The organism is Aerococcaceae bacterium zg-252, assembly GCA_016237705.1.
In the GTDB taxonomy this organism is placed as follows: Bacteria; Bacillota; Bacilli; order Lactobacillales; family Aerococcaceae; genus Globicatella; species Globicatella yangjingiae.
Genome location: CP066204.1, coordinates 1,061,911 through 1,087,765 on the forward strand (window position 1 = coordinate 1,061,911; position 25,855 = coordinate 1,087,765).

Here is a 25,855-nt window from a genome sequence, read left to right on the forward strand (position 1 = left end):
CATGAATATAGCACCGTCTGTTTCAAATAAATCTACTCTACCCCAATACGTTGCTTAAACGCCTGATGCAACCCAGTAGACGCTAAACCGCTAAACCCACCGTACACCACACCTGTCAAGGACGGTTCAATAATACCACCCATGATACATCCTATAATTAAAACAAATACAGGAATATAGCCATTTAATCTATCTGTGCGTGGTGTATGCTTAATAACATAACCAATCATCAAACAAAATAGCGTAATAATTGGCTGCATTGGTAAACTGTTAAACTCCATTTAAATACCTCCTCTAATTTATCGGTAACTTCTCAATTTGCTCATACATGATATGCGTTCGCCCATTACCGCCCAGTGCCGTATAGGCTTTCATCATATCGTCTAAATCCCGTTTTTCTTCCACGGTGATATAGCCTCGGTCTCGCACTTCGTAACACAACTTATTAATTTCACATCGCAATATCGCAAGCACCCCTTGCTTCAACAATTCTTGTTCTTCCGATTCTTTCACAACTTGTTCACGTTTTTCATTTAAATGCTTTTCGTAAATCTTCGTCAATCTACGAATCGCCCAACCCATGAACGAGAACGAACCTAGCACTAATACTTCAATCAAATGTTTGATAAAAAACGCATGAAACGCTGAAATAAAATCCATTACATCACTCCAATCTAAAATAAAAAGGCTAGTCTTTCGACTAACCCTCTGCCACGATTTCAACTAACTTATTGTCCACTACTTTGAATCCCAAGTCTGCCAAACAAGATTCAACTTGTGCTTTCAATAGTTTTGGTACACGTTTAAACGTGTACGTACCGTCAACAATTCGTACTGCCATTAACATTGCTATCATCTCACTCACCCCCTTCAATTGTAACTTCTGTATCAATGTGTTCTTTATCCTCTTCAATCGGTTCATCAACTTTTTCTTCAGTTGGTTCATCTTCTTCATCACCACTCTCTAAAGCCGCGATTCGTGCTTCATGGTCATACACCATTTCCGTCATTTCAACAATTGAGCTTTGCGATAATTCAGAACGTTCTTTCAACTTCTTCAATTCCGCTTCAGATTCTTTCACCGTATCTTTAAGCTTGTCAGCTAGTTCTGCCACTTCTTTCGCTTTCGCTTCGGTGATTTCCACTGCTTCGTTGACGAACTTGCCTTGCATGTAAGTTCGATATTGCCATTCCAAAGCTTTATCGATGAGTTCTTTTTCGGATAGTGAATCCCAATCACAAAGCGATTCATCAAAATCTGCAGTAATAATCTGCAGGTTCCCACTTTTGGCTTCAATCTGTACCACACGTCTACCTTGTTCAGAATTGAAATAGTTATAACTCTTCTTGAACATCTTCTTTTTCCTCCTCTTTCGTTGGTGCTGTTAGTTCTTCTATCTGTTTTGATAATTCTTGATTGACCAATCGTGTATAATTCAAGTTATTTCTTAATTGTTTATTTTCTTGCGTCAAGTCTTCAATCGTTTGTAAATACGCTACTTCTACCAAACTAATTTTTTGTTCTTCCATTTAATTGTTCCACCTTTTCATTTAATTCTTGAATGCCTTTCAGCGCCAACATCACTGCCCTATGTAAATCAATGGATTCTGTTTCGCCTTTATGCCGCAATTTTCCTGATTCTTGAGCAATAAGTCCAATATCCACATAACGATTATCTTGATTCATTTTGAACTCTTTGAACTTTAATGCTTCAATTTCTGATATCGCATGTACTTGCGTATCGTAAATATCGTGCTTAATCCGTCTATCCGATGCTTGATGTAAACCTCCAACTGCGTCAATACGGTAATTAAACACCACAACACCATTATCGGTCGTCTCTGTCCTAAACACATATCTGATATGTTCTTTACCAAGAACCGTCTTTGAACCTTCTTTAATCTTCACTTTGTCGCCAGGATGTAACGTTGGCCATGCATAACCCCAACCGTTAATTCGCTTAAATTCAGCTGCGGATTCGTTCCATCGTGACGCATTAAAGTTTTTGAAACGCCGTTCCAATATTCCAATCGGACTATCACCACTCTGCACGGTGTAATATTCGTCTGTCGCAACGGTTAAATCCGACTTCTGCATAACGTTAAACCATGCGTTTTTTTCTAAGAGAATACCCGAACCGTCTTTAACAACATTATTTCCGATAGCGAACACTGGCTTATTGCCCCATTCGAATTGAAGTTGCCCTTTTGTCATCGTCAAAGACGTATTGTCAATTCCGTAAGTTTTAAACTCCGGTAATCCCGTCATACGTGCGTAATTTCCTGCATTATCTTTTGCATAGATTCCTGAACCGTCCAACTGAAGGCTAGCGTTCACTGCATTGAAACCGGCTGAAATCAACTCTGCTCGGTTACCCGTTATTTGATTCGCATTCAATCGAATCGTATTCACAACCTCTGCACTTAACGAACCCGTCGTTATCTGATTGGCATTCAACCGAATTGCTTTCACAATTTCCGAACTTAAACTTCCAGACGTTATTTGATTGGCATTTAAACGAATCGCATTCACAATTCTTGTATTTAAATTACCTGTTGTGATATTCGCAGCATCCAAATTAATCACACGGACATTTGCTGCATTCAACGTGCCTGTTGTAATCTTACTAGCATCCAACGTATCAATCATTGCGGACTTAATCGTCCCATTTTGAATAAAGGTAGTCGTTGGTGTTACCATGAGCTTGTTATCACCAGAACGAATCAACGTGCCACCTGTCGTCACATTAATCGCATTGATGATTTCTCTACCGCTCATTTTTGAGTTACCTGCTGCAGTGGTTACTCTATCACGAACTGCTAACCAAATCGAATCACCGCTGTTGCGAATGATACCTTCTAAATCGCCACGTGCAACTTTCTGGTCAATCAAACCTGCCAATTGCGTGATACGGCTGGTCATATTTTTTTGATTATTATTAACGGTAGATTCCAAACCACTAACCGTTTGCGCTAACTGAGAATGATTCTTTTCCGCATCTTGAACAAGTCGTTTAAACCCATTGATGTTCTGGGTCATCTCACTAAGACTATCGTCTACAGAACTTTTAATTTCACGTTTAACGCCATTCACAGTTTCAATCACAGTATTAATCCTACCAGTTACCGAATTCGTAATCTCACGTTTAAAGCCGTCTACAGTTTCAGTAATTTGATTCACACGACCGTCTGTCGCTTCAATACGTCTTGTGAGCCCCTCGGCTGTTTCTGTGACTTCGTTTTTGTATGTAGTGAAATCACTACCACTCACTAAGTCTTCTGGTGCTGGTGTCCAGTCAGTCGCGATACTGCCACGCTCCAATTTCAATCCAGCAACCCATATCGTCCCCTCGTTGGTCCGTTCAAGGCGCGGTGAGATATTTCCTGATTTCGTCACTTTGAACGTCACATTGACACGTTGCCATTCATCTGAAACAGGCAAAATCTTAGTAGAAACATCTGTCGTTGCTGGATTTCCTGTGCCGTTATGAGTTGAATAAAATCTAATTGTTTCATCTGTTTTATCCGTTTTTACATAGGTACTAAAAGTGTATACTTCGCCCACTTTCACTGGCACAGCCTGCGAAATCCCCTGCCACAAGCCACTACGTTTTTTAACAACCAATCCTTGATACGTTTCTGCATCGATTGTCCAATCGCCTTTGTTAAACCATTCTCCGCCGAAATCTTTCGTTTTAAGAAACAGATTCCGTCCACCAATCTTCAGATTATCGACTTTCGCTTGCGTGCTGATTAATGTTTGCTTGTACCCATCTACGGTCGAAGTCACCGAATTAATCCGCCCGTCAACGTTTGTTAAATCTCTACGTATTCCGTCCGCTGTGGAAGTAAAACGATTTTCCGACTGCGATAACGCATTACGCAGCCGTTGTTCAATACCACTCGCCGTTTTCATAAATTCAGCTGACAACGTCCCGTTATGATATTCTTCTAACATTCCTCGTGCATTCAGTTTAATCTTGCCCCAAAAATCACTCTCGGTGTCTTTCATCTCAAGATTAATTTCTTTTAAATCTTTAAAGATTCCCGACAAATTTCCTTCATAAACTTCAGGCGGCGCAAAGCTCGTCATCTCTGAACTCTTCTCAATCTGGATCTTCTTGAATTGAGTATCTCCCAAGCAATCGGAAAAAATATCCACACTCGATGTTTCTTCTGTTGCTGTGAACGTATAATAATAGCGCCCGTCTTTAAATTCTAAAGCAGGCGCATCTCGTTGATTAATTTTTATTTGCATTTAATCACCTCTTCATTTCGGTAAACCTTTGACAATTGTTGTGCCAGAACCGCCATCTACGACCAAACCACTTGACGTACGTGAAACATAGTAACGAGAATCTCCAACTTCAATAGTTTTATCATCTGTTCCTTGCATATCAAAATCTTGACGTTCACCGTTCGAGTCGATAATCATAAAGCGAGAATAATTTTGTGGTAAACGCGTTACTAACGAACCTGCAAACGACAACGTGCCGTTAAATAGTTCTTCCCACGCGCCGTTATCTTCTTCTGGCTTCTCCCAAATCTTTTCACCACGATACCAAACAGCTCCAATTTCATTCCCACCATAAAACACTTGCTTCGTATTTCTAAAATCTGCCATCGTCATCGCTTACGCCCTCACTAAATACAATGTGTTCTCCGCTTGTGTCGTAGGAGGAGCCGTCACTACTTGCACATTAATCGATGTCCCGTCTGCCCCTTTGGGTCCAGGTGTACTTTGAACATTACGCAATTCTTGTTTCGTGGCATAAGTAGTGTTAGCAGTGGACTGAGTGAGGTAATTTTTACTGTTAAGAATAGTTTGAGTGACATAGCCTTTATTGTTCAAAGTAGTATTGGTGACGTAGCCCTTGTTGTTTAAGGACGTTTCCGTAACGTAGCCCTTACTGTTTAAGGTGGCATTTGTGACGTAATCACCAGTAGGTTGTTTACCTGCTAAAGCTTGTGTTAGACCTGTTATCTGATTAATTACATGTGTATGTTCCCTTTCAGCATATGATAATGGATTAATCAATTCAGTAATTCCTACTTCTTTTCGCATAACACCAACGCTTGTGACCGTACCAAATTTACCATTATCATCTAAAAAATAATCAATATTCGGACGTATCTTATCGTATCCAACTTTTTCAGCTAATGCACTCGTATACACAACGGGTACATTACGCAACTCTTCCTTCGTCGCATACCCCGATAAATCAACATTTTGCGCTCTGATTTGATTGATTTGTTCTGGTGTTAAATCCTCAAATCTCAATGGGTCGCCTTTTTGACCACGCTCCCCTCGTTCCCCGCGCTCACCTCTTGCTCCTTGAGCACCCTGAACTCGAATCCAAGTATAGCGTGAAGCGTCCGTACTGCCCGACTCAACATTATCGTTATAGATACCAATATGCGTTCTATTCGTACTGTCCGTTAGCGAAAAGTTTTGAATACTTTGAATTTCTTTAGTAATAGTAACTGCTGGGTCTTCTCCAAACAATCGTAAATTCAATTGATGTGTCCCAGCTGCAAGTTCTTTGTATAACCACTTATCACCTTTGCCAAAACGCACGAGCGTTTTAGCCTGTAATGTTACACTCGAATTTTCTTGAGCTAGATAGGTAATAGTCGCATAAGCAATATGAACGTATTGACTATCTCCTTTATCACCCTTCGGACCAGATACGCCACGTTCACCTGTCGCCCCTTGCGGACCAATTGAACCTGTTGCACCCGTCGCACCCGTCAAGCCGCGTTCACCACGTTCACCTTGGGGACCCGTTAAATACTTCAACGCACTAAACCGATTCGTACCGTCACCGACCTTTAAAAAACCAGTGTCCGTTTCAACACCAATCTCGCCCTCAAGTAAAATCACCTCACTTGCTTGCCATTGCGCTTTTGTCATTCGCTTATGTTGTACTCGCATTGGTACTGTTTCTACCATTAACTTACACCTCCGTCTAATATTAATTCTGGATTTTCTGACCACTCGCCTTGATACGCCATAGTTCGATTTCCTTCGGCTATTTCACGATACTCTGTTAAAATATCAATCGTAGTATCTTTTTCAATTCGCACCTCTTGCGAATATCGTTTATACCAGCCTGACGTCATCAAAACAGTGTAGTCACCAGGCAATACATCAACCGTCTTACTGCCTGTTTGAACAGTCGTCAGCTTGCTTGAACTTGGCGTTAACGTTATCGTCACACCACGCACTGCTTCTCGACCAAAGTTAAAGTTAACTTTCGCTTTCGCTAACAATTCACACAACGCTTCAAACGATATCGTATACGTCTGTCCCTTCTTAAATCCACCGTCATTAGCCTCTATCGTAATATGGTCATCTGTAAATAATAATTTACGGTCAACCTCTCCGATAAGAATATTCTTACTGTAACGAGGCTTTCCGTCATTACCAATCATTTCAGCATTGACACGACTGGACTCTCTCACCGATTCGATTTGTGATTTCAACGCATCAAAATCTAGTAACTCCAAATTGATTTTCTTAGTGATTGCTTCAATTTTTTCTTCTGATAAGTCCAACGATTTCAATTCTTCACGGAACTTTTCTAACTCTTCTTCGTTACGTGCGTGGATTTTCTCTATTTCGGCTTCGGTGGTTTTTAGGTGGTCTTCGACTTGTTTAAATTTCTTAGCTAGTTCAAGTTCGAATGTTTCAGTATCTATAAGGACTTCCCACATCTCTCCGTTCCAGCGTTTCATTCGAGTATACTTACCGTTTTGTTCAAACCAAATATCATCAACTTTATGCTCCATATTAGGATCTGGTGTGCTAAACCAAATACGATTTCCTTTACCGTTAATTAAATAAGGCGGTAGCTCCGCCTGCGATTGCTTCTTCACGCTATTCTCAATCTGATTTAGTCGAGTTGCCACGTCATCTGCAATCGCACTTCGTAAACTTGTGCCCACTGAACCAATCTCAACAGAAATATTGCGTTCAAGCAATACGTCATATTCAATCGTATTTACTTTTGCATTATCAGACGTAATCCCAATTGTTGGATAATAAATTGGTAATCTGTCACACAGTTCGACTTCTTCCATAATCTTCATATCTGCATAATCTAAGGTAGTTGATAAATCGATATAAGAAATTTTCGTCTTAATCTTAGGCTCACCAATACGATTATTTTTAACATATCGCTGCGCTAACTTCCGTAGCTTCTCTTCAGTAGGTGTTTCGTTTTCTTTGAAACTTGTTGAGAAGTCAACAGTTAAAATACGTTTATTAGCAAAATTATTCGCAAAAGCCCCTTCGATAATCAATTCTGGCAAAGTAATGATTTTCTCTTCGTTACTTTCTTGAGTCGTATAAATAGTGTAAGGATAGATAGCGGTATAGGTTGATTCGATATCAATATCCGCTTCAGCAGAAAGAATATTCCGTCCATACTCCAATACAGTCGGTGTTTTTCTTCCTAATTCTTTATGAAGTTTAATCGTCGTATTATCAAATTCATACTCGCCACCCCATACATCAAGGATAGAACCCGATGCACCACCTAGGGCTAATCGAGCGTTTTGAATGTTTTGAACATTCCACTGCGTACTATTAACCGTTGTAATATCTGACCATACATCAAACTGAAAATCACCAATTAAATTATTTTTCCACGCTACTAAAGCAGCCGTTGCATCACCATTCACTTTTGCATTCACTTTTACCGCTAAATGTTCTGTCTTATGACTGATATGTTTAGCGTGTATCTTGATTTTACGGCTAGAAGTATCTTTGATAATCCGGCTGATTTCGAACGTTTGATTCTTCGTACGAACTCCCGCATCGGCTTTAACTTTCATCTCTTTTTCGAAAATACTCGCCATTTCACCATTAATCGGATACTCCATATAGAGTGAATAATTACCGTTTCGTTCTCTCGTAACGACTGCAGAAATCGCATCTATTTCGCCTAAGCCATACGTAGTAAATGTTTTTTCATTAGCATTGAATAAGATAGGTTTCATAATTTCACTCCTACATACGTCGTCATTTCAACCGTAAAATTTCCAGTCCAAGAAATAGTGTTACTTCCTACATCCAAGTAAGGCAGCGTATATTCTGGAGAACGTACCACTTTATCCCAAGCAGCAGTGACCGCTCCGGAATACACCATATTTTTCTGCATATCTAGTACCAAATTATTTTGAACATTAATCACTTTCGTCTTACGATTATTAATCGTTAACACACATTCTCCATTACCAACTAACTTAATAATCGGCTTAGCTTTCATATTACCTGAATTATTGATGACTTCACCATTTCGAACGCTCTTTGACACCAAGCTAGTCTTCAAAAACTTAACCGGATAAACTAAAAAATTAAGCTTTACTTCACCGAATTGTCGCAATATCTCTTCAATCGCAAAGGTTTCAATAAAAGCTGCTTTATATAAATAATTAGCATCCCAAGACAATTCAAGGTCTTTATAACCATCAACAAGTAACCACTGGCTGATTTTTTCACCAGCCACGGTTAAGTTATCTTTGACAATTAATTTGCAGGGAAAGGACTTTTCAACCGACTTTAGACGATTATTACTTAATAACAGGTCGCCATCTCTTCCCGGCACCTGGACTCGTTCGATGTCACGGCCAGTTGATTCACTAACCACTTGATTCATGATTCTCAGTCCCATATCCTTGCTTGAAACGCCATTAAATTTAAAATATGCCATTAAGCCATTCTGCCCCCTTCCTGTGTTGTATAATAAGCTAATTCACGAATTAACCGTTTCATGTTTTCCGGTGTAAAGAAATCATCTCGGTTCCCACCATTTGCATTTAATGTATAGCTGTTGTAATTGGTCGTTCCAGAACCAACTCCATTTAACTGCATACCGTTGCCTCGAATACTTCCGCTAAGTTTCGCATTACCAACACCAATTAAATCTTCAACTTTATAATGTGAAACAGAATCAATCATATTCCCCATACTCTTTTCCAATTTATCAGTATGTTGATTAACCCCCATTGCGACCCCCTCCGGGATATAGCGACCAACAGTTTTAGCAAATAATCGTGAAGGCGAATGAATCATCGCCCTTGCTCGTGCTGCACGATTAGCTTGCGCAATCATTGCATTAGCGGCTGCTGTTATAGCACCTAGTGCCGAATACATACCCTGCGCTAAACCATTGGCAATCTGTGCACCAATACTCACAAACATCCCAACTGCCCCTCTAGCTACATTTGCCGCACTATTCAATACGCTACGCATTGCACTTGATACTTGACCTTGTCCACTTTGAATCGCACTCGATAAATTCTGCATACTCTTTGTTCCAGCTTCTCGTCCAATACGTGCCATATCGTCACTTGCACGTTGGAATGTTTGTTTAACTGAATTCATCCCCGATGTCACTGCTTGATTAATTCCAGTCATCGCTTGTGTAAATACCTGTTTAACCATATTTAATGCAGCAGTCGTTACCGTACGCATTGTATTCAAGGCAGTTTGCCACGTCGAAGTAATTTTAGTAACTGTCGTTGTAACATTTGTACCAATTGCGGTCATGGCAGATGTAAAAGCATTTTTAAGCTGCGTAATAGCAATTCCTAGCATGTTTAACGCTGTAGCAGCTGTTGTCGCATTCGTGCCAATCTCCGTTAGATTTGTCTTAATCTTACCTAAATTACTACCGATAGTAGCTAAATCTGGTAACTCCGATAATGATGTCTTCACAGCAGATAATCCCGTACTAGCGTTATCTGCGTTATCTTTAATCCCAGCTAAACCGTCTTTAATTGCAGTGAAATCAGCACCTAATGTCGAAATATCAGGCAATTCACCTAGAGCACTTGCTAGTTTGCTGACACTCTCAGCGAAACCACCGACATTAGCCGTCAAATTGATCCCCGTTAATGCTGCACCTATCGCTGTTAAACCAGCACCAATTCCTAATAAATCAACACCATCTAAACTAGCCAATGCATCCGCAATCGTTTGAAATGCTTCGCCAATTTCTTTGGCAGTATCACCAATTTCATCAATGATGCCTCGAATACTTTCACCTAAACGAGAAAATGAATCAATCACCTTTTCAATGGTTTCACCGAATGTCTTAATTAATCCGGAAATCTTCTCTACAAAACCAGAGAACTTCTCAACAACATTGCCAACACCTTTAGACACAGCGTTCACGATTTTTACAAAACCATTACTAACCGCTGTGACAATCTGTGATATAGCCGTTCCTACTTTTAGTGCAATATTGCCTATCTCTTTAGCAAGTGGTACTAAAGCAGTAATAACATTTGCTACGCCTTCACTAATCGCTGCAACAACTTGAGCTAGGCCATTTGCAACCGCCGTCACGATTTGCGAAATCGCCGAACCAACTTTCAAAGCAGTGTTTCCGAATTCAGCCACTAACGGAACCAAGGCTGCGATAATGTTAGCGGCACCTTCACTAATTGCCGTTACGATATTTGCAATAGCCGTTCCTACAGAATCGACTAACCCACTAAAAGCCGTAATAATCTCTGGTAGTCGACTAACAACCACTTCAACCATATGTGTAATCGCTGGAATAAATGGTGCAATCGCTTGAACAATTTGAACAACAGCATCTGCAATAATTTTCACAACACTTATAAAAACATTACCGATGATTTCAGCTAATGGTAATACCGCTGTAATGATTGTTGCTACTGCCGTTCCAATGGCTAATGCGAGTTCAGCAAATGCACTACCGAGCGCTGTAATAATTGTCGCTAAGCCATTCCCTAAACTTTCCACAATCACTGCCACAGCTTCGCCTAAGCCCTCAAGAACGAGTTTAACCCCTTCACCTTGAGTACCGAGCAACGCTAAACCAGCACAGACTAGTGCAATCGCTGCACCTAATGCCAACACGTTTGCGACCGGAATGCTTGCTATCGCAGACCCTAAACCTTTAAATGCAGTCGCTAAACCAGTTCCGATTCCTTTCGACGCTGTCGCAATACCTGAACCTAGGCTCTTAAAAGTAGCGGCAAGTCCTGTCCCTATACCTTTTGCAGCCGACGCAATCGACGGTCCTAATGTTTTAATGACACCACTAACTCCTTGAAGCACTGTTTTTATTGCTGTTCCTGTCGATTTAATCACATTGCCGATTCCGGTAAACACATTTTTAATCACAGAGGCCAGTTTAGAACTTGATTTCCCAACTTTCCCTAATGCGCTCTCAGCACCTTTTTTAAATAATCCAAACGGATTGAATGCTTTAAGAAAATTAAATGCCTTAAATCCAACTATAATCGCTTTAATACCAGCAACTAAACTGACAAAACCAATCGCAATGCCTTTAATTGTTCCCGGACTTAAACTAGCTATGAATTTAGCCACTGCGCTAACCGCTTTCGATATAGCTGCTACAACATCCCCAATGACCTTACCAAGACCAGCAAAATTTGTTTCTCCACCTTTAAAAGCAGAAAACACATGTTTAAGGGCACCACCCAAATCTTTTAAAGCATTCACAAACGCAATAACTGCACCACTATCCGTAAAACCTTTGACAAACTGCTGAACTTTTTGCGCGACCTTGCCGATAGTTTCGCCAATTTTTCCGATGATTTTTTCAACATCGATTTTTGCTAAAAATTTTCCTAGTCCCTCTGCGATTTTAGTAAAGTCGATTTTTTCTAATGCATTGGATAACGCAACTACTGTTTTAATCCCAAAATCATTTAGTTTATCAAAAACTGGCATTAATTGATTTGACAAGCCCTCTTTCAAACCATCGACTGCTTGGTCAACAGTTTTAAATTCCGTTGCTAATTTTTGAAACCCTTTTGAATTCCCAACCTTTTGAACAGCTTCAAAGAAGTCTTCTGTTTTGATTCTTCCGTTTTGCACAGCCATAATCATTTCATCTGTGGATAATCCCATTTCTCTAGCAACCGCTGAAATCCCAGCTGGTGTTTGCTCTAACATCAATTTAAAATCTTGCCATGAAACCATCGGCTTAGCAGCCATTTGAACACCTTGTTGGCTTAATGTTTTCATCGCTTGGGCTGGATTTTCTGCTGCAGCTGCTAACCCACCAAACCCTTTTACTAGTTCTGATGTATTCTTCGTACCAACTGCTGCTAACTGACCATAAGTGTTGGCCATATCTGATGCAGAGTACACTGTTTGTGTAGCGTAATCTTGCATTGATTTTTTTGCAGCCTGTATCTCGCTATCTGTTTTACCAATAATTTGCATGTTCCCCTCAAACGTAGACCACGCTTTTTTAGAACCCGTAAGTTCACCATAAAGTTCTGAAACACCGTTGGTGATAGTACCAATCCCCTTACTAATCGCAGAACTCACAAGATTAGCACCCAAAACAGACTTGAACACACTACCAACTTTTGAAACACCGCCACCTAAACCAGACAAAAGCCCCTTCAGCCTACCAACGCCAGCTTCTGCCTTATCACCATCTAAGTCTACCTTTATCAATACTGAACCGTCTGCCACCTAATCACTCCTTTCTAATAAGAATCATCAGGCAACCCATATTGATTTTGAAGCTTTCGCATCTCCTCTTTGTACTTAGCATCATCATGCTTCGACGGTTTCCAAGAACGAATACGCAACACATTCATGAATTTTGTATTATCAGGCAACCCATTTAACAATGCATTAAATTTTCGCCAGTGAAGATTATCTTGCTTATCAATTAAATCAATACCATATGCCTGCATAAAACTCGCATAAATATAATCACTATCGTGCTTAAAACTAAATAAAGGACGCTCATCTCCGATATCATCCTCTTCCTCTTGCTTGAGTTGCGGTAATGGATTCCCCATTAAATCATATTCAATCGGCTTCACCTTGTCCGTTTTCGGTTGAATATGCTCTTCGATTACCAACTGCAACACTTCTAGTGCCTCTTGTGGTGCTAATACTTCTTCAAAGTTAACATCCGTCAATATCATCAAACCAACATAGCCTTTAATAATTGGAAATACCTCTTTGTCCGACAACATTTCAATTAATTTAAAAACACGGTTAAACGATAAATCTAAAGCATACGTACCACAATCCAGCACCAGCTCATCTTTTAATGGTCTTGATAAATCCATTAGGATAAATACTTAGACAAGGTATTATGCGTAGTTTCCGTTTGTGCTTTATACTCATCTACAATGCCAAAAAACATTTCTAAAAAGATATTCAACGCTTGTACTGTGGATTCGCCAGCAAACGCATAAATCTTATCAAACGCTTCTGCATCAAATAATTCTGTGATAGCCACTTTCAAATCTGATTTAATCTCTTCAACAATCTTTATATCTTGTCTTTCAGCATATTCTTCGCCACGGTCTTTAAAACTATTCGCACTATTTTCAAATCGCTTTAAACTCTCATCGTTTGCCACAAATTCAAGTTGAAACTCTCCAAAATCTACTGGAATAACATTTCGACGCTTTATAAATTTAACCATTAATGATTCACTCCTTTATCAAAACAAAAAGGGAGCGTAATGCCCCCCATAACACTTTTATCCACCAACAACGGCACTTTCTTTTGGCAACTTAATCCAACGAATGGTGCACTCGAATTTTTCATATTCCGTTGCATCGCCGTCTCCAGCTTTAATTCCAGAAACATTGGCTACACCGACATGTTGCATTTTACCGTCGGATGATACAACCTTAAACCAAACGCGTCGGTCATCTCCGATTTTGTATCGCATGCCTGCAATAATTTTTTGTGCTTCATCTTCAGGGTCATACACACCTTCAAACGAATACCCTGCTGAAACACTAATAACCGTTTCTTCAGGTGTTCCGTCACCGTCATAATACCCCGTATCATCCGTATCTTCATCGGTTTCATCATTAGCCGTTGCGATATACTTAGCTAATAACTTAAATTCAATTGATTCTGCATTTTCTTCACCTTTGTAAGGCGCAATATAATGTTTGCGTAAGGCATTTTTTCTTCTCATTTAATTTATTCCTCCATTAATTTCTAATTTTGCTGTTACATCCACCACATAGACAAAAAAGCCCTGTTCGTCTTTCTCATTCAAGAAAGGCTTATCTACCGTCAATCCTAAGAAGAGATAGGCATTCTGTTCACTTGGCAATTCTAAAAAAGGGTCAGACAACGCAGATTCAATCAACCATAAGGTCGCATCACATGTCTTTTGGTCTTTAGATTTAATCGCAATTTCAAACGGCAAACTCATCTCAGTGGTGCCGTCCATATACGATTTTTCAACCTTTCCCCCTGGCAGTGAATACACAACCAAGTCTTCCTGGTCAGATAAAAAATCTAGCCGAGCCACTAACGGTAGCGACAAAGTATTTAAATGTTGAATCAACATTAATTGAAAATCATTCTTTTTCAAGGATTCACCCCCATTGCCCTCAATGCCACGATACCCCACTGCTTCTTAGTTTCAGCAGGAACTTTTTTATCCCACCTAGCACTTGTGCCCGGTGTCTTTTTATACTTTTTAATCTCTTCCAAATTTGCAAAAAAACAACGCCGTTGTTTGTCCGTGTAAAACAAATCATTCTTCTTACCATAATAGACACGTCTAGCATATACCGCTGAATATTTTACACCCTCTTTAGTAGCACTAGCGGATGCCCTTAAATCGCCACGATAGCGTGGTACATAACGGTCCATATCTAACAACGCCTGATTAATCATCGCAATTCGCCCACGAACAACTGCAGCAGGTCCCACTTTAGCTTCTAACTTTTTTAAATCCACTTTAACTTCAACGCCCATTACACTACCTCCAGTTCATAGCTAAACACTTTCGGTTGAAACGGATGCATATTTATTTGAAACCCAGTTACTTTGTATTCACGTTGCCCATCAATAATAATGGCATGTAGCCAATCATAATCCAAGTCAATCGATACATATTCCGGATAAATAAAAATCACTCCTTGATGTGAGCGTGTACTATTTTTAACATAATGCTGAACAGATACACTCCGGTCAAAACGAACAGGAGAAAGGTCAAACGGTTCACCGTAAGATTCCTTCCCCCACTCATCTCTCCCCACTAGCAACTTCACTTTTAAACTATCTACTAACCAACGTTTATCGATCATAAGACACCCCAGAATAGCCAAAACCAGCAAGTTTCAGCAAGTTTTCAGCATCAGCTGATAAATTATACCGTCCACCCATAAAATCGCTAGAACGGTCACTCAGCGTCACAATCGTGCGTCCGATATTAAAGTGAGACGCTACAATTCTATCTTCAACTGATGTAACACCCGTTTTATCCAGATATGCCATTTGAACTGCTAGCGCTCGCTTAAAAAGCTCCTTACGTTCCGGAACATCTGTCTCAAAATCGACATGATTGTAGAAATTGTTTGTGTATAAAATTAAGGATGTTTCAGCAGGTAAATACAATTGGCTAAACGTTTGAGATAACTCAACCCCAAACCTTTCCAACTCTTCTTCAGTTAAATAGACCATAAATAATCCTCCCCTCAATGCAAAAAGGGCGGATTATTCATCTGCCCCTTCAACTTCTTTTTTAACTTTACGGCTTGGTTTCTTTTGCTTTTCTTCCGGTTCTTCTAGTGCCGTCAGAAACTTACCTAAAGTCGGATGGATGGCTTCAGCACGGACATTAATATCATCTGCTTTCACTTTCTCCATTTCCACCACATCACCAGCCGTGTACTCTTCTTTTTCTTTCTCCAAGAAAAAGTTAACGTTCACTTTATGCTTCATTTAATCACCTCTTATAATCCGGCAGAGGTTACTTTAACAACGGCTTTTTTGTTGTCATCTAACATAAACGTACCACCTTTAGCAGCTGCTTGTAATTGAACACCATCAAAGTCAATGGCTTCAATTGTTCGAGCTGTCGTAATACCAATGAATGGAATCACGATACCATTAGGTGAGAAGATTGCTGCTACTCCTGTTTCAAAGTATTGCGCTGGTGTTTCCTCCAACGTAAAGCCTTTGTATTTTAATAAGCCATTGTTATCTAATGACACTGATGACCCTTTAGCCGTTGTGTTAGCAGGCATATCAATAATCGCATTATACAATTCTGGACGTAAATACACCGTGATTGGCGCTGTCACCTCGTTATTCACATAATAAGCATTAATATCATTGAATAACTTCTTAACATTCGCTTCAGTAAAATCAGCTAACGTCTCAGTCTTACCAGCATTATCCGATAAATATTTACCAATACGCTTATTAATTTTTCGTGTTTGTGCTTCTGATTGTAATTTGAAACGGTCAGCAACTGCCGCATCTAAGTTGTTGTTAACCGTGTAGCGGTCAATTCCTTCATGGATTGCTAAAGTATAGTCATACTCCACATCCGTATCCGCATAGATTACCTCAACTAAATTACCAAAACGGGTAGACTTTGCTGTTCCTGTTCCCATACCAGTATTAGCATCCGTACTATATTCACCAATAACCACTGGTGTGTTGTTTGTCTTAACAGAAAAAGCTTTCGCATTCATTTGAACACCGTCCAAAATTTGAATCGCTGATGTTGCACCAGAGAACGCTTTTCTTACTTCGAATACCGTTGATAATACACCTTTATATTGTTTTTGATACGTACGTACCGCTAAATTTTGATTTGTATTTGTCATTGTTTTACTCCTGTTCTATTTGTAATTGTCTATAACATCCTGGAATGGGTCTTTTGCCTTAACCCCCATATCCACCGATGGATTACCCTTTGCTGAAAAGGTCGGCTTCACTTCTTCTTGGCCACCACTAAAGTGTGGATATTTCTCTAGCACTTTTTGAATCGCTTGGTCAATCGTTGTTTCATCACTCACCAAACGTTCCGCTAGCGCCACCACATCTTCAACAGAATCAGCAATCACCCCTTGTTTTAAAGCAGCATTTTCTGCTTCTAAGGATTTAATACGGCTATCCGCATTCGATAATGCCTCTTCTTTTGATTTTAAAGCCTCACTTTGCTTTTCAGCTTCCGACTTTTGCGACTCCTGCCAATCTTGATAGGCTTTCAAAGCATTTTTAGCCGCTTCTGCATCTTCAAAGCCTAGGTCTCTGATCGCTTTAGAATAACCACTATTATGCTCTTTAGTCCCAATACGATTGACATCTTCTTGAGTAAACACCTTTGTTTCCTCAACTTCCAAGTTATTTTGATTGGTTGCTTGGTCAACACTTGTTTGTTCTTCTGCCATTCTAGGCCCTCCTATATAGCGATAGGTCGCTTATTTCTGTTCTTTAACGTCTGCAGATAAAGACATAAAATTGCGTACACAAAAAGCACCTAACTGTTATAGTTACGTGCTTTAATTAATCATTATCTCCATAAATGATAGAATCGTAAATTTTATACAGCTCAATCCCAACATCATTAACGACATCTTGGTTTATCATTCCATCGTGCACAATCGCTAAATCCAGCGCATTCATAAAATCGTCATATGTATCTATGTCATTAAAATGAAAAATAACAAATCCATCCACAATATCAATAGAGTAATTAGTGCTCACCGCAAACTCAACTTTAAAAGAAGGTGCTTTTTCATTAATAAAATTATATTGTTTTTCTGTTATTTTGATTTCCATTAACACTACCTCCTTTTTGTTTGCGGAACAGTTTGTATCAATTGTCCAGTAATATTATTTACTGTCACCTTTGCATATTCTCCGTAGTACACAGTTACCGTTGAGTCGCTATTACTAGGACGTACTCTACCATTTTTTAGTGCATCAATAACGTGTTCTACTTCAACACCACTCCTAAACTTACCAGTTTTAGGGTCTGCATTAGTCCCTAACAACCGTTCAATAAAATGTTTACTCTGAGATTTAATCACAATACCGTCTGAAGTTGTTTGCCCTACTATTTCTTTTTCTACCCGATTCTTATACTTTACATAGTCACCAAAACTAGAAAATGCTGAAATCATATTGGATTTCCGGCTAGTAAAATAGTCTTTCAAGAATCCATATCTCTCACTATCATTATACTTCATTTTAATCAAATCATCGAGTGATTTCGGCACATTTTTATCACCCAGGACATCTTTATAACGTTTGTATCGCTTAGCCATTCGCTCATATTCAGCTTCAGGAATAACATTCTTATAGTCAGCTTTAACTCCTGACTTATGATACTTCACACGTTCCATATCATACCGCAAGAAATCATGTTTCTTAATCCAGCTATCCAAAGCACCACGCAACTTAATATCATTCAACTTATATTTTTGAATCAAGCCTTTATCACCTAATTGCTCAGCGACATGTAACATCTCTTTGTTATAACGAATCTGTCTTTCTAACGCCCGTTGCTTGGCTTCCACATTCGCATTTTGTATCGCTTGTTCTTCGGTTAAATTTTTCAACTCATCGGGTAATTCGGGTTTGTAGTTAACACCAGGTATAAACGGTGTCATCACATGGCCACAGTTGATACCTAGACATCCACCAGGCTCACCATAACCATAATCAAGCAAGGATAATATTCTTTCTCCTGCTTCCGTTCTCGCAAGTCCTTTGGTCACGATTTGCCCCTGCAAAGGCGCACACATTTCTCTAGCGCTTGCTTTAACAGAATAATAAAAAGTATCGATGCCAACTTCTTCAGCAGGTTTCTCTCGCATTTCACGGTACGTACGATACACGGTTGATTTAATGACATTCCTTGCATAAACATCTGCTTTCCAACGCTTACCACCCCTATCCGTAAAACCAGTAAATCCACGTTTAAACATTGACATCGTCGCTTCGGATATCGCTTGTTCAGCTGATTTCGTACCCGTCACGACACTTGCGACGGATTGCGTGACAATGTCTTGATACATCGCTCTTGACGCTTGTGGCAGTGACGTATTAATTAAGTTATCCACTTCTCTAAACGACTGACTTGCTAGTGCTTGTAAAGCTCGTTGAACTTCATAATTATCAACATTTGTACCGTCTCTGCCCATATCTTCTAACAACTGCTGCTTAGTATCCTGATAGATTTTATACCCTTCATCTGCAATGATTTCACGGAACTTGGCTTCAGCAATACCACTAGCACGAACAATCAACTTCACATTAGCTTCATTCAACAAATGCAAAGCATTCAACTTCTCCAGTTGCCAAATATAGGGTGTCTTATTAAGATTTGCAGTCCCTCTGGCTCGCAACTTCTTAATAATTTCATCGAATAAATCCAACGTCAGTTGATGGTAAACATCCGCAATTTGATTAACGAATGCATCCAACTGTTCATCATTTTGAATAAAATCCCATTTCATGATTATTCACCATAAACGTCAATATCTTCTTCACTTCTAACGTTGTTGGATTGCTGAACCATTTCGTTTTTAATTTCATTCAACATCTCAAGTGCTTTTTCTTCCGTCACTCCGTGCAACTTCATAATTGCTGTCTTAGAACTAGCAAAACCACTAGCCACCATTTGCGACCAATATTCTAATTCTTTGGATTTATCAGTAAAGACACCATCATCTAAATTGATTGAAATATCATCAAAGTTAGGAATCACACCATGATATAGCCCATACAAACTACCTAACTCACAGATAGAAATAATCAACTCTTTCAGTGAATGTTCAACCAGTGACACAATACTATTTCGCATTTGATAGGTATCCGAGTTTTCAGACACTACTTCAGTGGCTGTCTTCATCGATTTACCATCAAACGTAAACATACCAGCAGATACACCAATCTGCATTTCAAATAATGATAAGCCCTCATTAATCGCTTGAATATAACTTTCTGAACGGATTGGAGTTGTTAAATCCGTGATACCAATTTGCTTATCAATATCACCGCCACCAATTTGAACAAAGACGTTTTGGTCAGGGTCAAAGTGTTTTCTCAATACTTTCTGATTACCAAAATGGTCAACCACCGTCTTAACCGTTTGCTCAGGCACCGCCACACGACGTTGTCCCATGCGAACTTCCCAAGTAAATTCATCAAACGTTCGATTCAAAAAATCAATCGTTGATTTAGCATTATCAAATAACGACAATCCCAGTGGACTGTTGATATTTTTGTTATTCATCCCAGGTGTTTTCAGATACGTAAACAGTGGACGTGATAACTTGCTCAATGGCACTTCGTCTTTCAAGCCTTCGTACAACTCAGACAATGGCACGCGCTCACCGACTCTATCTTCTGTATCGGACTTATAAAGTTCATTCGTCACAATATAACTATCCTCTTGCCACTCGTGAAACTCAATCAGTGAGTAGTACTTTTGCTTACTGCCTTCTGACTTCACCGACCGCATAATAATCGCTGCGCTTGATACATCTTGTGTATTAGACTGCAGCGGTAAAAACACCGGTGCTTGAATAAAAGCCACTTTAATATCCTTGCCGTCCACATAAGGCCGCATTGCCATACCGCCTAGCGCTAACGCACTTTCAAGATACCGTTCAAAGTTTTTATTAAATCGGTCATTCTTCAATACCTGATTAATAAACTCATTGGCTCCCTCATCGTCAATTTTAAACTCTGCTTGTTCGTTGAATACTAGGCTTGCTATCTTCTTACAAGCAGTACGCCCAATTGGCAAATGATGAAATTTACGTGTATGCGCATCGCCGTCCGAGTTCAAGAATTTAACATCATCAAAGCTACTTTTGTAGTACTTTAAGTTATTCAATATTCGGTTATATTCTTCCGACGTCACTGCAATTTTCGGATGGTCAATAAAAGTATTTAATGTCGTCACTGTCTCACCTCCATATCTAAAAAAGTTCATTATTTTATTCCACAATCCCATGTGTCCATCACCTCCTAAGCTTTCAAGCCTAGCAATTTAGCGTTATCTAGGATTACATACTGAAACTCGTCACACGTGTGGTCATTTTCTTTAACGACTTTAGGGTCATCTGTATGAATCGTTTTCTCATCAAAACGATACGTCTTATGTTCTTCAATAAACACCTTATTACTTTCAGTATCCAAATAATAAAAGCGTCCTTCTGCTAGAAGACTAATCACCGTGTCAACCATCGTGATTTTCTTCTTCTTAGCCACCGGATGCCACCGTTCTTGATAATCATGGAAATATTGATTACGTAACGCCCCTTCAGCGCTATCAATCGTCTTATTCACTTCCGGAACACCCGCATATCGCTTCAACACTGATAATCTAAACTCATGAATCATCTTAGATAATTCACTCGGTGCTTTCTTAATCGATTGTCCTAGTGGTGAATAATAAAACGTATCTAACCGTATCAAATTTCCTTTACTGGTATAGCCGTAAGCACCACAAGCCGTTGCTGATTGTTGATGTCCGCCATCTAAACTAAACATAATACCGATTAAAGGGTCGTCCGACGGTAAGGATTCAAGCGGTTGAAACATCTGTATGTTGTACACATTCGTTCCCATTCCGATGACTTCACCAAGATACATCCATCGATAATATTCAATATCCGTTTCTTTGTATTTTTCAATCTTCCGCTTCATCTGCTTAGATAAAAAGTTAAGTTCATCATCTAAGTAAGTACTGTGATGTATTAAATATTCATCGTCTAGTTCCTTTTCTGTTATCCATTCATTTATCCAATCAAATGGATTCCTTGGCGGATTATAACTAAAATATACTTTAACTTGCTTATCATCTGGTAATTCTTGTCGAATAAACGTATCTTCTACCACGTCAATATCTTCACGTCCTGCAAACTCCGCTAGCTCCTCAAACCACACCGCATGAACATAGCCATTTGCGATAATCTGCGATTTTAGCTTCATCGGGTCATCAACACCATAGAAATAAAAACCCGTTTGTGTTCGCTTATGAATAATCTGCAAAGGTGATTTTTTAAACTCAAACTGACGTTCTTGTTTCAACGCATAAATTGCCCATTTAATTTGCTCGTAAACTGACATTCGCAAATATTTTCCAACTTTACGCAAAACAATCACATTCGCTTTGTCATCACTCAAAAATTCGCATACTAACTGAATAGAAATGACCGATGATTTAGTTGAACCGCGCCCACCTTTTAAAACTTTGTGCGTTTTAGGTGAGAACAACACCTCATCAAAAGTCGGATTAACCAAAGCGGCTAAATTAAGTTCGCTCATCAATCGCACCTCTATCAAACACAAAGCCTGTGATAGTCATTTCATCCTCTTGATTTTCAGCTTGTAATTTTTCAATTTCCAATTTGAGTTTCTTATCAGCAAGTTCAATATCTCTAAAGGCCATATTATTCATACCCTCAATCGCACCTAAAAAGGCGTTAGAGTTTGCTTGTCTAACACCTTGTTCTTCAATATCTGATTTTGCTTGGTTTTTTAACCATTCATATTCACTGAAAGCCTGTTCCCTAGACCATATCGCCATGTTTGATGCAGCGTCTTTTGCTTGCTTTAACAAGTCGCGATACCTAGCCTGAACCTCATCACTATTAAACAATTTAGAAGCCCTATTATCAACGGTTGTTTCTTTCCACCTTGTAGCTTGTTTAAAAGCTTTTAGATATGCTTGTCTCTGTGTATCACCAGCGACTAAAAAAGCCACAAAGTCTTGTTCTTGTTTATTCAATTCTCTATCCACCCATTTAGTCACCTCGTTTCCAAAATAAAAAGCCGACAAAGTCGACTTGAAAAATATATACTACACCCAAGGTGCACCCGTCGAATACGTTCCTGCGCTTATAGACGACGGGAATTAAAAAGGAAGTCAGCGGAACTCTTCAACGTTCCACAATACTATAATAACATTTTTTTTAATGCTCTGAGTCCGTTTTTCGTCCGTTTTATTTATCTAACCTCAAATCGTCCGCAACATTCTCAAAAAATCTATCTCTTAACTGGAACCCCTTAGTTCTCCCGCAGTTAATAAGCATATTATCAACTAATCCTTGCATCTTATATCGTGGATATCGCTCAATATATAATTCCTCGATAATTTTTTTAGTATCGCTATCACAATTATTTAGATTATCTTCAATCACTCGCTTATTGCGTTCCAAAGCCGATAGGCGACGGTCTTGTTCTATCGTGATTAACATATTTGTCATACTGTCTGACACTCGATTACCACGAATACCTGAATTTAAATCATCCTGCTTACTCGGAATACGTAACTCCAATTCTCGCTCTTTGATATATCTGTCTATATTCGGATAATCTTTTAGAATGTCTTTTATATAATTAAATGTGCTTTTCTTCAAATAACCACCACCTGTTAATTACAAATCTTCAATACTTCTTCATTCAGCATTTCATTTATCTCTAAAATTGATGCTTCCTCTGCCCTTCCACGTCTTAAAATCACAGTCAAATAATCTCTGTTCCTACCTAACATTAAAGATATTTCAACTTTAGTGAGTTTCAGTTTCGAAATCAAACTATCTAAACGTTCTCTATCACATTCAAATTGCACATACCGAGTTCGTTCAGCCCTGCTGTCATCCTCACTTTCTTTATAAAAAATATCTCTCAACATTATTACTCTCGGACTGTAATCAATTTCTTCAACTGGTAGACTTGACAGATGCAAAACTTCCCACCACAAATCCACTTTTTCTTTCGCTCTCATTTTATCTACGCCCTTTTTGCTTTCGTGGAAATGGGCGACGTTGTTCTAAACGTTGGATTCGATTACCTAACGAACTGATAATCCCTCTAACTCTTAATTGTTCATGGTATAAATCATCGAGTGTTTGTTTTGATTGAAATATATTATAAGCGTTATGTTCCATTGTTTTTTCAATCTTTTCTATTTTATTTCGTAACATAGTCACATGAACAATTGTTAGATACAACGCCACCGCTAACAGTAGATATATTATTAAAATAAAAATCAATTCCATTTACTCACCTTAATATCTTTCATGTTGCAAGTGTGAAATCATCTCTTTTATTTCTGCTGTCGTTTTATCCTGTTTCGCTTCAAGAGTAGCCACTCGACACGCTAATTTATTTACCATAGGATTAGTAATTGTTTTAAAAGAGATACCGCTTTTGATACCGCTTATTTTATTTGCGTCAAGCGTAATACTTCTTACATCACTCGCATTAATTTCACTGACTGTATATTCAGCTTCAACTTTAACAATTTCAGTGTTGAACGCTTTCGCTAATGAGTCGTAATGTTCCCTATTTGGTTCATAATCTTTTAGTGGCAACTTCAACGCACACCCTATAGAATTAACCCATTTACCATAACTTGCTAAAGTGCCATTATTATTCTGATATTCCGCTAAAAACATTTTACCGCTGCGGTCTCTAAATACTATAAACGTTTCTTTCATTTTCAATTTCTCCTTTAAATCTATTCGAGTTTAAACAATTTTTCTGTTACAGCTATTTCAGCAAGCATTTTTTCCTTTGCCAAATTATAAAAATCTTTTTTAATTTCAAAGCCATAACTAGGTCTACCCAATTCTGCACTCGCTCGCAAAGTTGTACCACTACCAGCACATGGGTCTATAACGACATCTCCTTCATCTGTAAAAATTTCAATCAATTCTTTTAACATCGCAACAGGTTTTTGTGTTGGATGAATTTTTGGTATTTCCTTTCTATTATCCGTTTTCCATTCGAACCAGTTTTTTATCATTCTTCCTTTCTCAGTTTCAGTTTTACCATTTCTAAATTTAGGTAGTTTATCACGATATAAAACCACTGCATATTCTGTCGCCCCAACAATTTTCATGTTCGCTTTCAAAACTTGAGAAGAACTTTTTTTTACAAAAATCAACGGGTAACTATTGTTGAATCCATACTGCTTGCCATATTCAATAACCATTTGCATTTGCTGAAATGCACAGAACACAATCATAGCTGGTGCTTGATTCTTTTCTTTAGGCTCTTTTTTTAACATTTTTGAGCAGAAGTGCATAAATTCAGCGATTCTAAAATCATGGTCTGTATCAAAGAACGCTTTACCAGCTAATTCACTCTCTCCGTTCTTGTTGTCCCCGTCTTTATACCACATGGGGTTACTTGCGTACGCATTATTTCCCAAATTATAAGGAATATCAGCAATAACTAATTGCGCTTTCGGTATGTTGTACCGTTTAAAATTTTGGTGGTGGTCATTATATAATTCTACTTTCATTGCACTCACTCCTTAATCAACTTCCGTCCAACAATAAATCTGATTATCTTCAATATGCCGTTTAAACGGCAACAGCTGACAATACGTCTGCGCATAATGCGGTTTAACATCGTCACCGTATTTCACTGTGGAAACCAAAACAGGCTTACCGTTAGCTTCCGTGATTTGTTCTACTAGCGGGTCACGTTCTGGTGCTGGCTGTTGTTCGTGTTTAAAAATTTCAGTAATCGTAACACAAATAATAGCAACTATCATAAATATAAACGACCATTTGTAATATTTATCGCTCATCTATTCCACCACTTCCAATCGCTTTGTCGTTGTATATCTGCGACAATCAAGCTCGATAGATTCAAGATAGCTTTTACCGCATTCACAACATTGCGTTTCATCTTCAAAAGTTTCGTGCCAATCTTCACAATCCAATTCATGAGCATATCCACAATAAGGACAATAAGAAATACCATCGTCGTATTCTTCGATTTTTCCCCATTCCTCAATCTGCTCATTAACATATTCTACGCTTAATGCTTTGCACATTCCGTTTCCCCTCCACAAACTTCAATAATTCTTCTGACGGCTCTGGTACACGTCTATCAATCAATTCATCAATCGTGATGCCGAATAAATCGCAAATCTTGATTGCTGTATCTATATTAAAGCTCCTCTTCCCTGTTTCAATACGGAAGATAGCACTTTCGGACATTCCTGTTAACTTTGCTATGTCCTGTTGCGTCATTCCAAATTCTTCTCTAATTTCTTTTAAACAATTTTTCATC

33 protein-coding genes and 1 pseudogene are annotated in these 25,855 nt (G+C 38.9%); all 34 read right to left on the minus strand.

Annotation, left to right across the window (positions count from 1 at the left end; translation table 11 throughout):
• Positions 1 to 32: 32 nt before the first annotated feature.
• Positions 33 to 281 (minus strand): phage holin family protein, encoded by a 249-nt coding sequence (locus tag JDW14_05050; GenBank protein ID QQD64708.1) that lies wholly within the window; start codon positions 279 to 281, stop codon positions 33 to 35.
• Positions 282 to 294: 13 nt separating this feature from the next.
• Positions 295 to 660 carry a hypothetical protein gene (locus JDW14_05055; protein QQD64709.1) on the minus strand — a complete coding sequence of 122 codons (366 nt, stop codon included), beginning with the start codon at positions 658 to 660 and terminating at the stop codon, positions 295 to 297.
• Between the two features lie 40 nt (positions 661 to 700).
• Positions 701 to 856, minus strand: a complete 156-nt coding sequence (locus tag JDW14_05060) for a hypothetical protein (protein ID QQD64710.1) — start codon at positions 854 to 856, stop codon at positions 701 to 703.
• A gap of 1 nt (position 857) precedes the next feature.
• Positions 858 to 1,355: a hypothetical protein gene (locus JDW14_05065; protein QQD64711.1), complete on the minus strand. Its 498-nt coding sequence runs from the start codon at positions 1,353 to 1,355 to the stop codon at positions 858 to 860.
• Positions 1,336 to 1,530 (minus strand): hypothetical protein, encoded by a 195-nt coding sequence (locus tag JDW14_05070; GenBank protein QQD64712.1) that lies wholly within the window; start codon positions 1,528 to 1,530, stop codon positions 1,336 to 1,338. The genes JDW14_05065 and JDW14_05070 overlap by 20 nt, the downstream gene beginning before the upstream one ends.
• Positions 1,511 to 4,258: a carbohydrate binding domain-containing protein gene (locus JDW14_05075; protein ID QQD64713.1), complete on the minus strand. Its 2,748-nt coding sequence runs from the start codon at positions 4,256 to 4,258 to the stop codon at positions 1,511 to 1,513. Before JDW14_05075 ends, JDW14_05070 begins: the two co-directional genes overlap by 20 nt.
• A gap of 12 nt (positions 4,259 to 4,270) precedes the next feature.
• Positions 4,271 to 4,630: a hypothetical protein gene (locus JDW14_05080; protein ID QQD64714.1), complete on the minus strand. Its 360-nt coding sequence runs from the start codon at positions 4,628 to 4,630 to the stop codon at positions 4,271 to 4,273.
• Between the two features lie 1,035 nt (positions 4,631 to 5,665).
• Positions 5,666 to 5,953, minus strand: a pseudogene (locus JDW14_05085) (collagen-like protein).
• Positions 5,953 to 8,004, minus strand: coding sequence for a phage tail protein (locus JDW14_05090; GenBank protein QQD64715.1), 2,052 nt, complete (start codon positions 8,002 to 8,004; stop codon positions 5,953 to 5,955). The pseudogene JDW14_05085 and the gene JDW14_05090 overlap by 1 nt, the downstream one beginning before the upstream one ends.
• Complete coding sequence (locus tag JDW14_05095; protein QQD64716.1) at positions 8,001 to 8,717, minus strand: phage tail family protein; 717 nt, start codon at positions 8,715 to 8,717, stop codon at positions 8,001 to 8,003. The genes JDW14_05090 and JDW14_05095 overlap by 4 nt, the downstream gene beginning before the upstream one ends.
• Entirely contained in the window at positions 8,717 to 12,493 is a 3,777-nt protein-coding gene (locus JDW14_05100; protein ID QQD64717.1) for a tape measure protein, read from the minus strand. The genes JDW14_05095 and JDW14_05100 overlap by 1 nt, the downstream gene beginning before the upstream one ends.
• Positions 12,494 to 12,507: 14 nt before the next feature.
• On the minus strand, positions 12,508 to 13,104 hold the full coding sequence (locus tag JDW14_05105; GenBank protein ID QQD64718.1) for a hypothetical protein: 597 nt from the start codon (positions 13,102 to 13,104) through the stop codon (positions 12,508 to 12,510).
• Positions 13,104 to 13,466: a hypothetical protein gene (locus JDW14_05110; GenBank protein QQD64719.1), complete on the minus strand. Its 363-nt coding sequence runs from the start codon at positions 13,464 to 13,466 to the stop codon at positions 13,104 to 13,106. The genes JDW14_05105 and JDW14_05110 overlap by 1 nt, the downstream gene beginning before the upstream one ends.
• Before the next feature lie 57 nt (positions 13,467 to 13,523).
• Positions 13,524 to 13,973 (minus strand): phage tail protein, encoded by a 450-nt coding sequence (locus tag JDW14_05115; protein QQD64720.1) that lies wholly within the window; start codon positions 13,971 to 13,973, stop codon positions 13,524 to 13,526.
• Entirely contained in the window at positions 13,974 to 14,354 is a 381-nt protein-coding gene (locus JDW14_05120; GenBank protein ID QQD66506.1) for a minor capsid protein, read from the minus strand.
• A gap of 20 nt (positions 14,355 to 14,374) precedes the next feature.
• Positions 14,375 to 14,767 carry a capsid protein gene (locus JDW14_05125; protein QQD64721.1) on the minus strand — a complete coding sequence of 131 codons (393 nt, stop codon included), beginning with the start codon at positions 14,765 to 14,767 and terminating at the stop codon, positions 14,375 to 14,377.
• Positions 14,767 to 15,099, minus strand: a complete 333-nt coding sequence (locus JDW14_05130) for a capsid protein (protein ID QQD64722.1) — start codon at positions 15,097 to 15,099, stop codon at positions 14,767 to 14,769. Before JDW14_05130 ends, JDW14_05125 begins: the two co-directional genes overlap by 1 nt.
• Positions 15,089 to 15,475, minus strand: a complete 387-nt coding sequence (locus JDW14_05135) for a hypothetical protein (GenBank protein QQD64723.1) — start codon at positions 15,473 to 15,475, stop codon at positions 15,089 to 15,091. Before JDW14_05135 ends, JDW14_05130 begins: the two co-directional genes overlap by 11 nt.
• A 33-nt stretch (positions 15,476 to 15,508) precedes the next feature.
• The gene (locus JDW14_05140; protein QQD64724.1) at positions 15,509 to 15,736 is read right to left on the minus strand and encodes a hypothetical protein; all 228 of its coding nucleotides are present in this window, start codon (positions 15,734 to 15,736) and stop codon (positions 15,509 to 15,511) included.
• An 11-nt stretch (positions 15,737 to 15,747) separates the two neighbouring features.
• Positions 15,748 to 16,629 carry a phage capsid protein gene (locus tag JDW14_05145; GenBank protein ID QQD64725.1) on the minus strand — a complete coding sequence of 294 codons (882 nt, stop codon included), beginning with the start codon at positions 16,627 to 16,629 and terminating at the stop codon, positions 15,748 to 15,750.
• Between the two features lie 15 nt (positions 16,630 to 16,644).
• Positions 16,645 to 17,196, minus strand: a complete 552-nt coding sequence (locus tag JDW14_05150) for a hypothetical protein (protein QQD64726.1) — start codon at positions 17,194 to 17,196, stop codon at positions 16,645 to 16,647.
• Between the two features lie 115 nt (positions 17,197 to 17,311).
• Positions 17,312 to 17,587 carry a hypothetical protein gene (locus tag JDW14_05155; protein QQD64727.1) on the minus strand — a complete coding sequence of 92 codons (276 nt, stop codon included), beginning with the start codon at positions 17,585 to 17,587 and terminating at the stop codon, positions 17,312 to 17,314.
• 5 nt (positions 17,588 to 17,592) lie between these two features.
• A complete protein-coding gene (locus tag JDW14_05160; protein QQD64728.1) occupies positions 17,593 to 19,269 on the minus strand; it encodes a phage minor capsid protein in 1,677 nt (558 codons plus the stop codon).
• A gap of 2 nt (positions 19,270 to 19,271) precedes the next feature.
• Positions 19,272 to 20,774, minus strand: coding sequence for a phage portal protein (locus JDW14_05165; protein ID QQD64729.1), 1,503 nt, complete (start codon positions 20,772 to 20,774; stop codon positions 19,272 to 19,274).
• A gap of 14 nt (positions 20,775 to 20,788) precedes the next feature.
• Positions 20,789 to 22,090, minus strand: a complete 1,302-nt coding sequence (locus JDW14_05170) for a PBSX family phage terminase large subunit (GenBank protein QQD64730.1) — start codon at positions 22,088 to 22,090, stop codon at positions 20,789 to 20,791.
• On the minus strand, positions 22,077 to 22,565 hold the full coding sequence (locus JDW14_05175) for a terminase (protein ID QQD64731.1): 489 nt from the start codon (positions 22,563 to 22,565) through the stop codon (positions 22,077 to 22,079). Before JDW14_05175 ends, JDW14_05170 begins: the two co-directional genes overlap by 14 nt.
• 202 nt (positions 22,566 to 22,767) lie before the next feature.
• A complete protein-coding gene (locus JDW14_05180; GenBank protein ID QQD64732.1) occupies positions 22,768 to 23,184 on the minus strand; it encodes a transcriptional regulator in 417 nt (138 codons plus the stop codon).
• Between the two features lie 14 nt (positions 23,185 to 23,198).
• A complete protein-coding gene (locus tag JDW14_05185) occupies positions 23,199 to 23,552 on the minus strand; it encodes a hypothetical protein (protein ID QQD64733.1) in 354 nt (117 codons plus the stop codon).
• A gap of 1 nt (position 23,553) precedes the next feature.
• Positions 23,554 to 23,715: a hypothetical protein gene (locus tag JDW14_05190; protein QQD64734.1), complete on the minus strand. Its 162-nt coding sequence runs from the start codon at positions 23,713 to 23,715 to the stop codon at positions 23,554 to 23,556.
• 120 nt (positions 23,716 to 23,835) lie between these two features.
• A complete protein-coding gene (locus JDW14_05195) occupies positions 23,836 to 24,267 on the minus strand; it encodes a hypothetical protein (protein ID QQD64735.1) in 432 nt (143 codons plus the stop codon).
• A 20-nt stretch (positions 24,268 to 24,287) separates the two neighbouring features.
• Positions 24,288 to 25,076, minus strand: coding sequence for a site-specific DNA-methyltransferase (locus tag JDW14_05200; GenBank protein QQD64736.1), 789 nt, complete (start codon positions 25,074 to 25,076; stop codon positions 24,288 to 24,290).
• Between the two features lie 12 nt (positions 25,077 to 25,088).
• A complete protein-coding gene (locus JDW14_05205; GenBank protein ID QQD64737.1) occupies positions 25,089 to 25,331 on the minus strand; it encodes a hypothetical protein in 243 nt (80 codons plus the stop codon).
• 36 nt (positions 25,332 to 25,367) lie between these two features.
• Positions 25,368 to 25,616: a hypothetical protein gene (locus JDW14_05210; protein QQD64738.1), complete on the minus strand. Its 249-nt coding sequence runs from the start codon at positions 25,614 to 25,616 to the stop codon at positions 25,368 to 25,370.
• On the minus strand, positions 25,585 to 25,854 hold the full coding sequence (locus JDW14_05215) for a helix-turn-helix transcriptional regulator (GenBank protein QQD64739.1): 270 nt from the start codon (positions 25,852 to 25,854) through the stop codon (positions 25,585 to 25,587). The genes JDW14_05210 and JDW14_05215 overlap by 32 nt, the downstream gene beginning before the upstream one ends.
• Position 25,855: the final 1 nt, after the last annotated feature.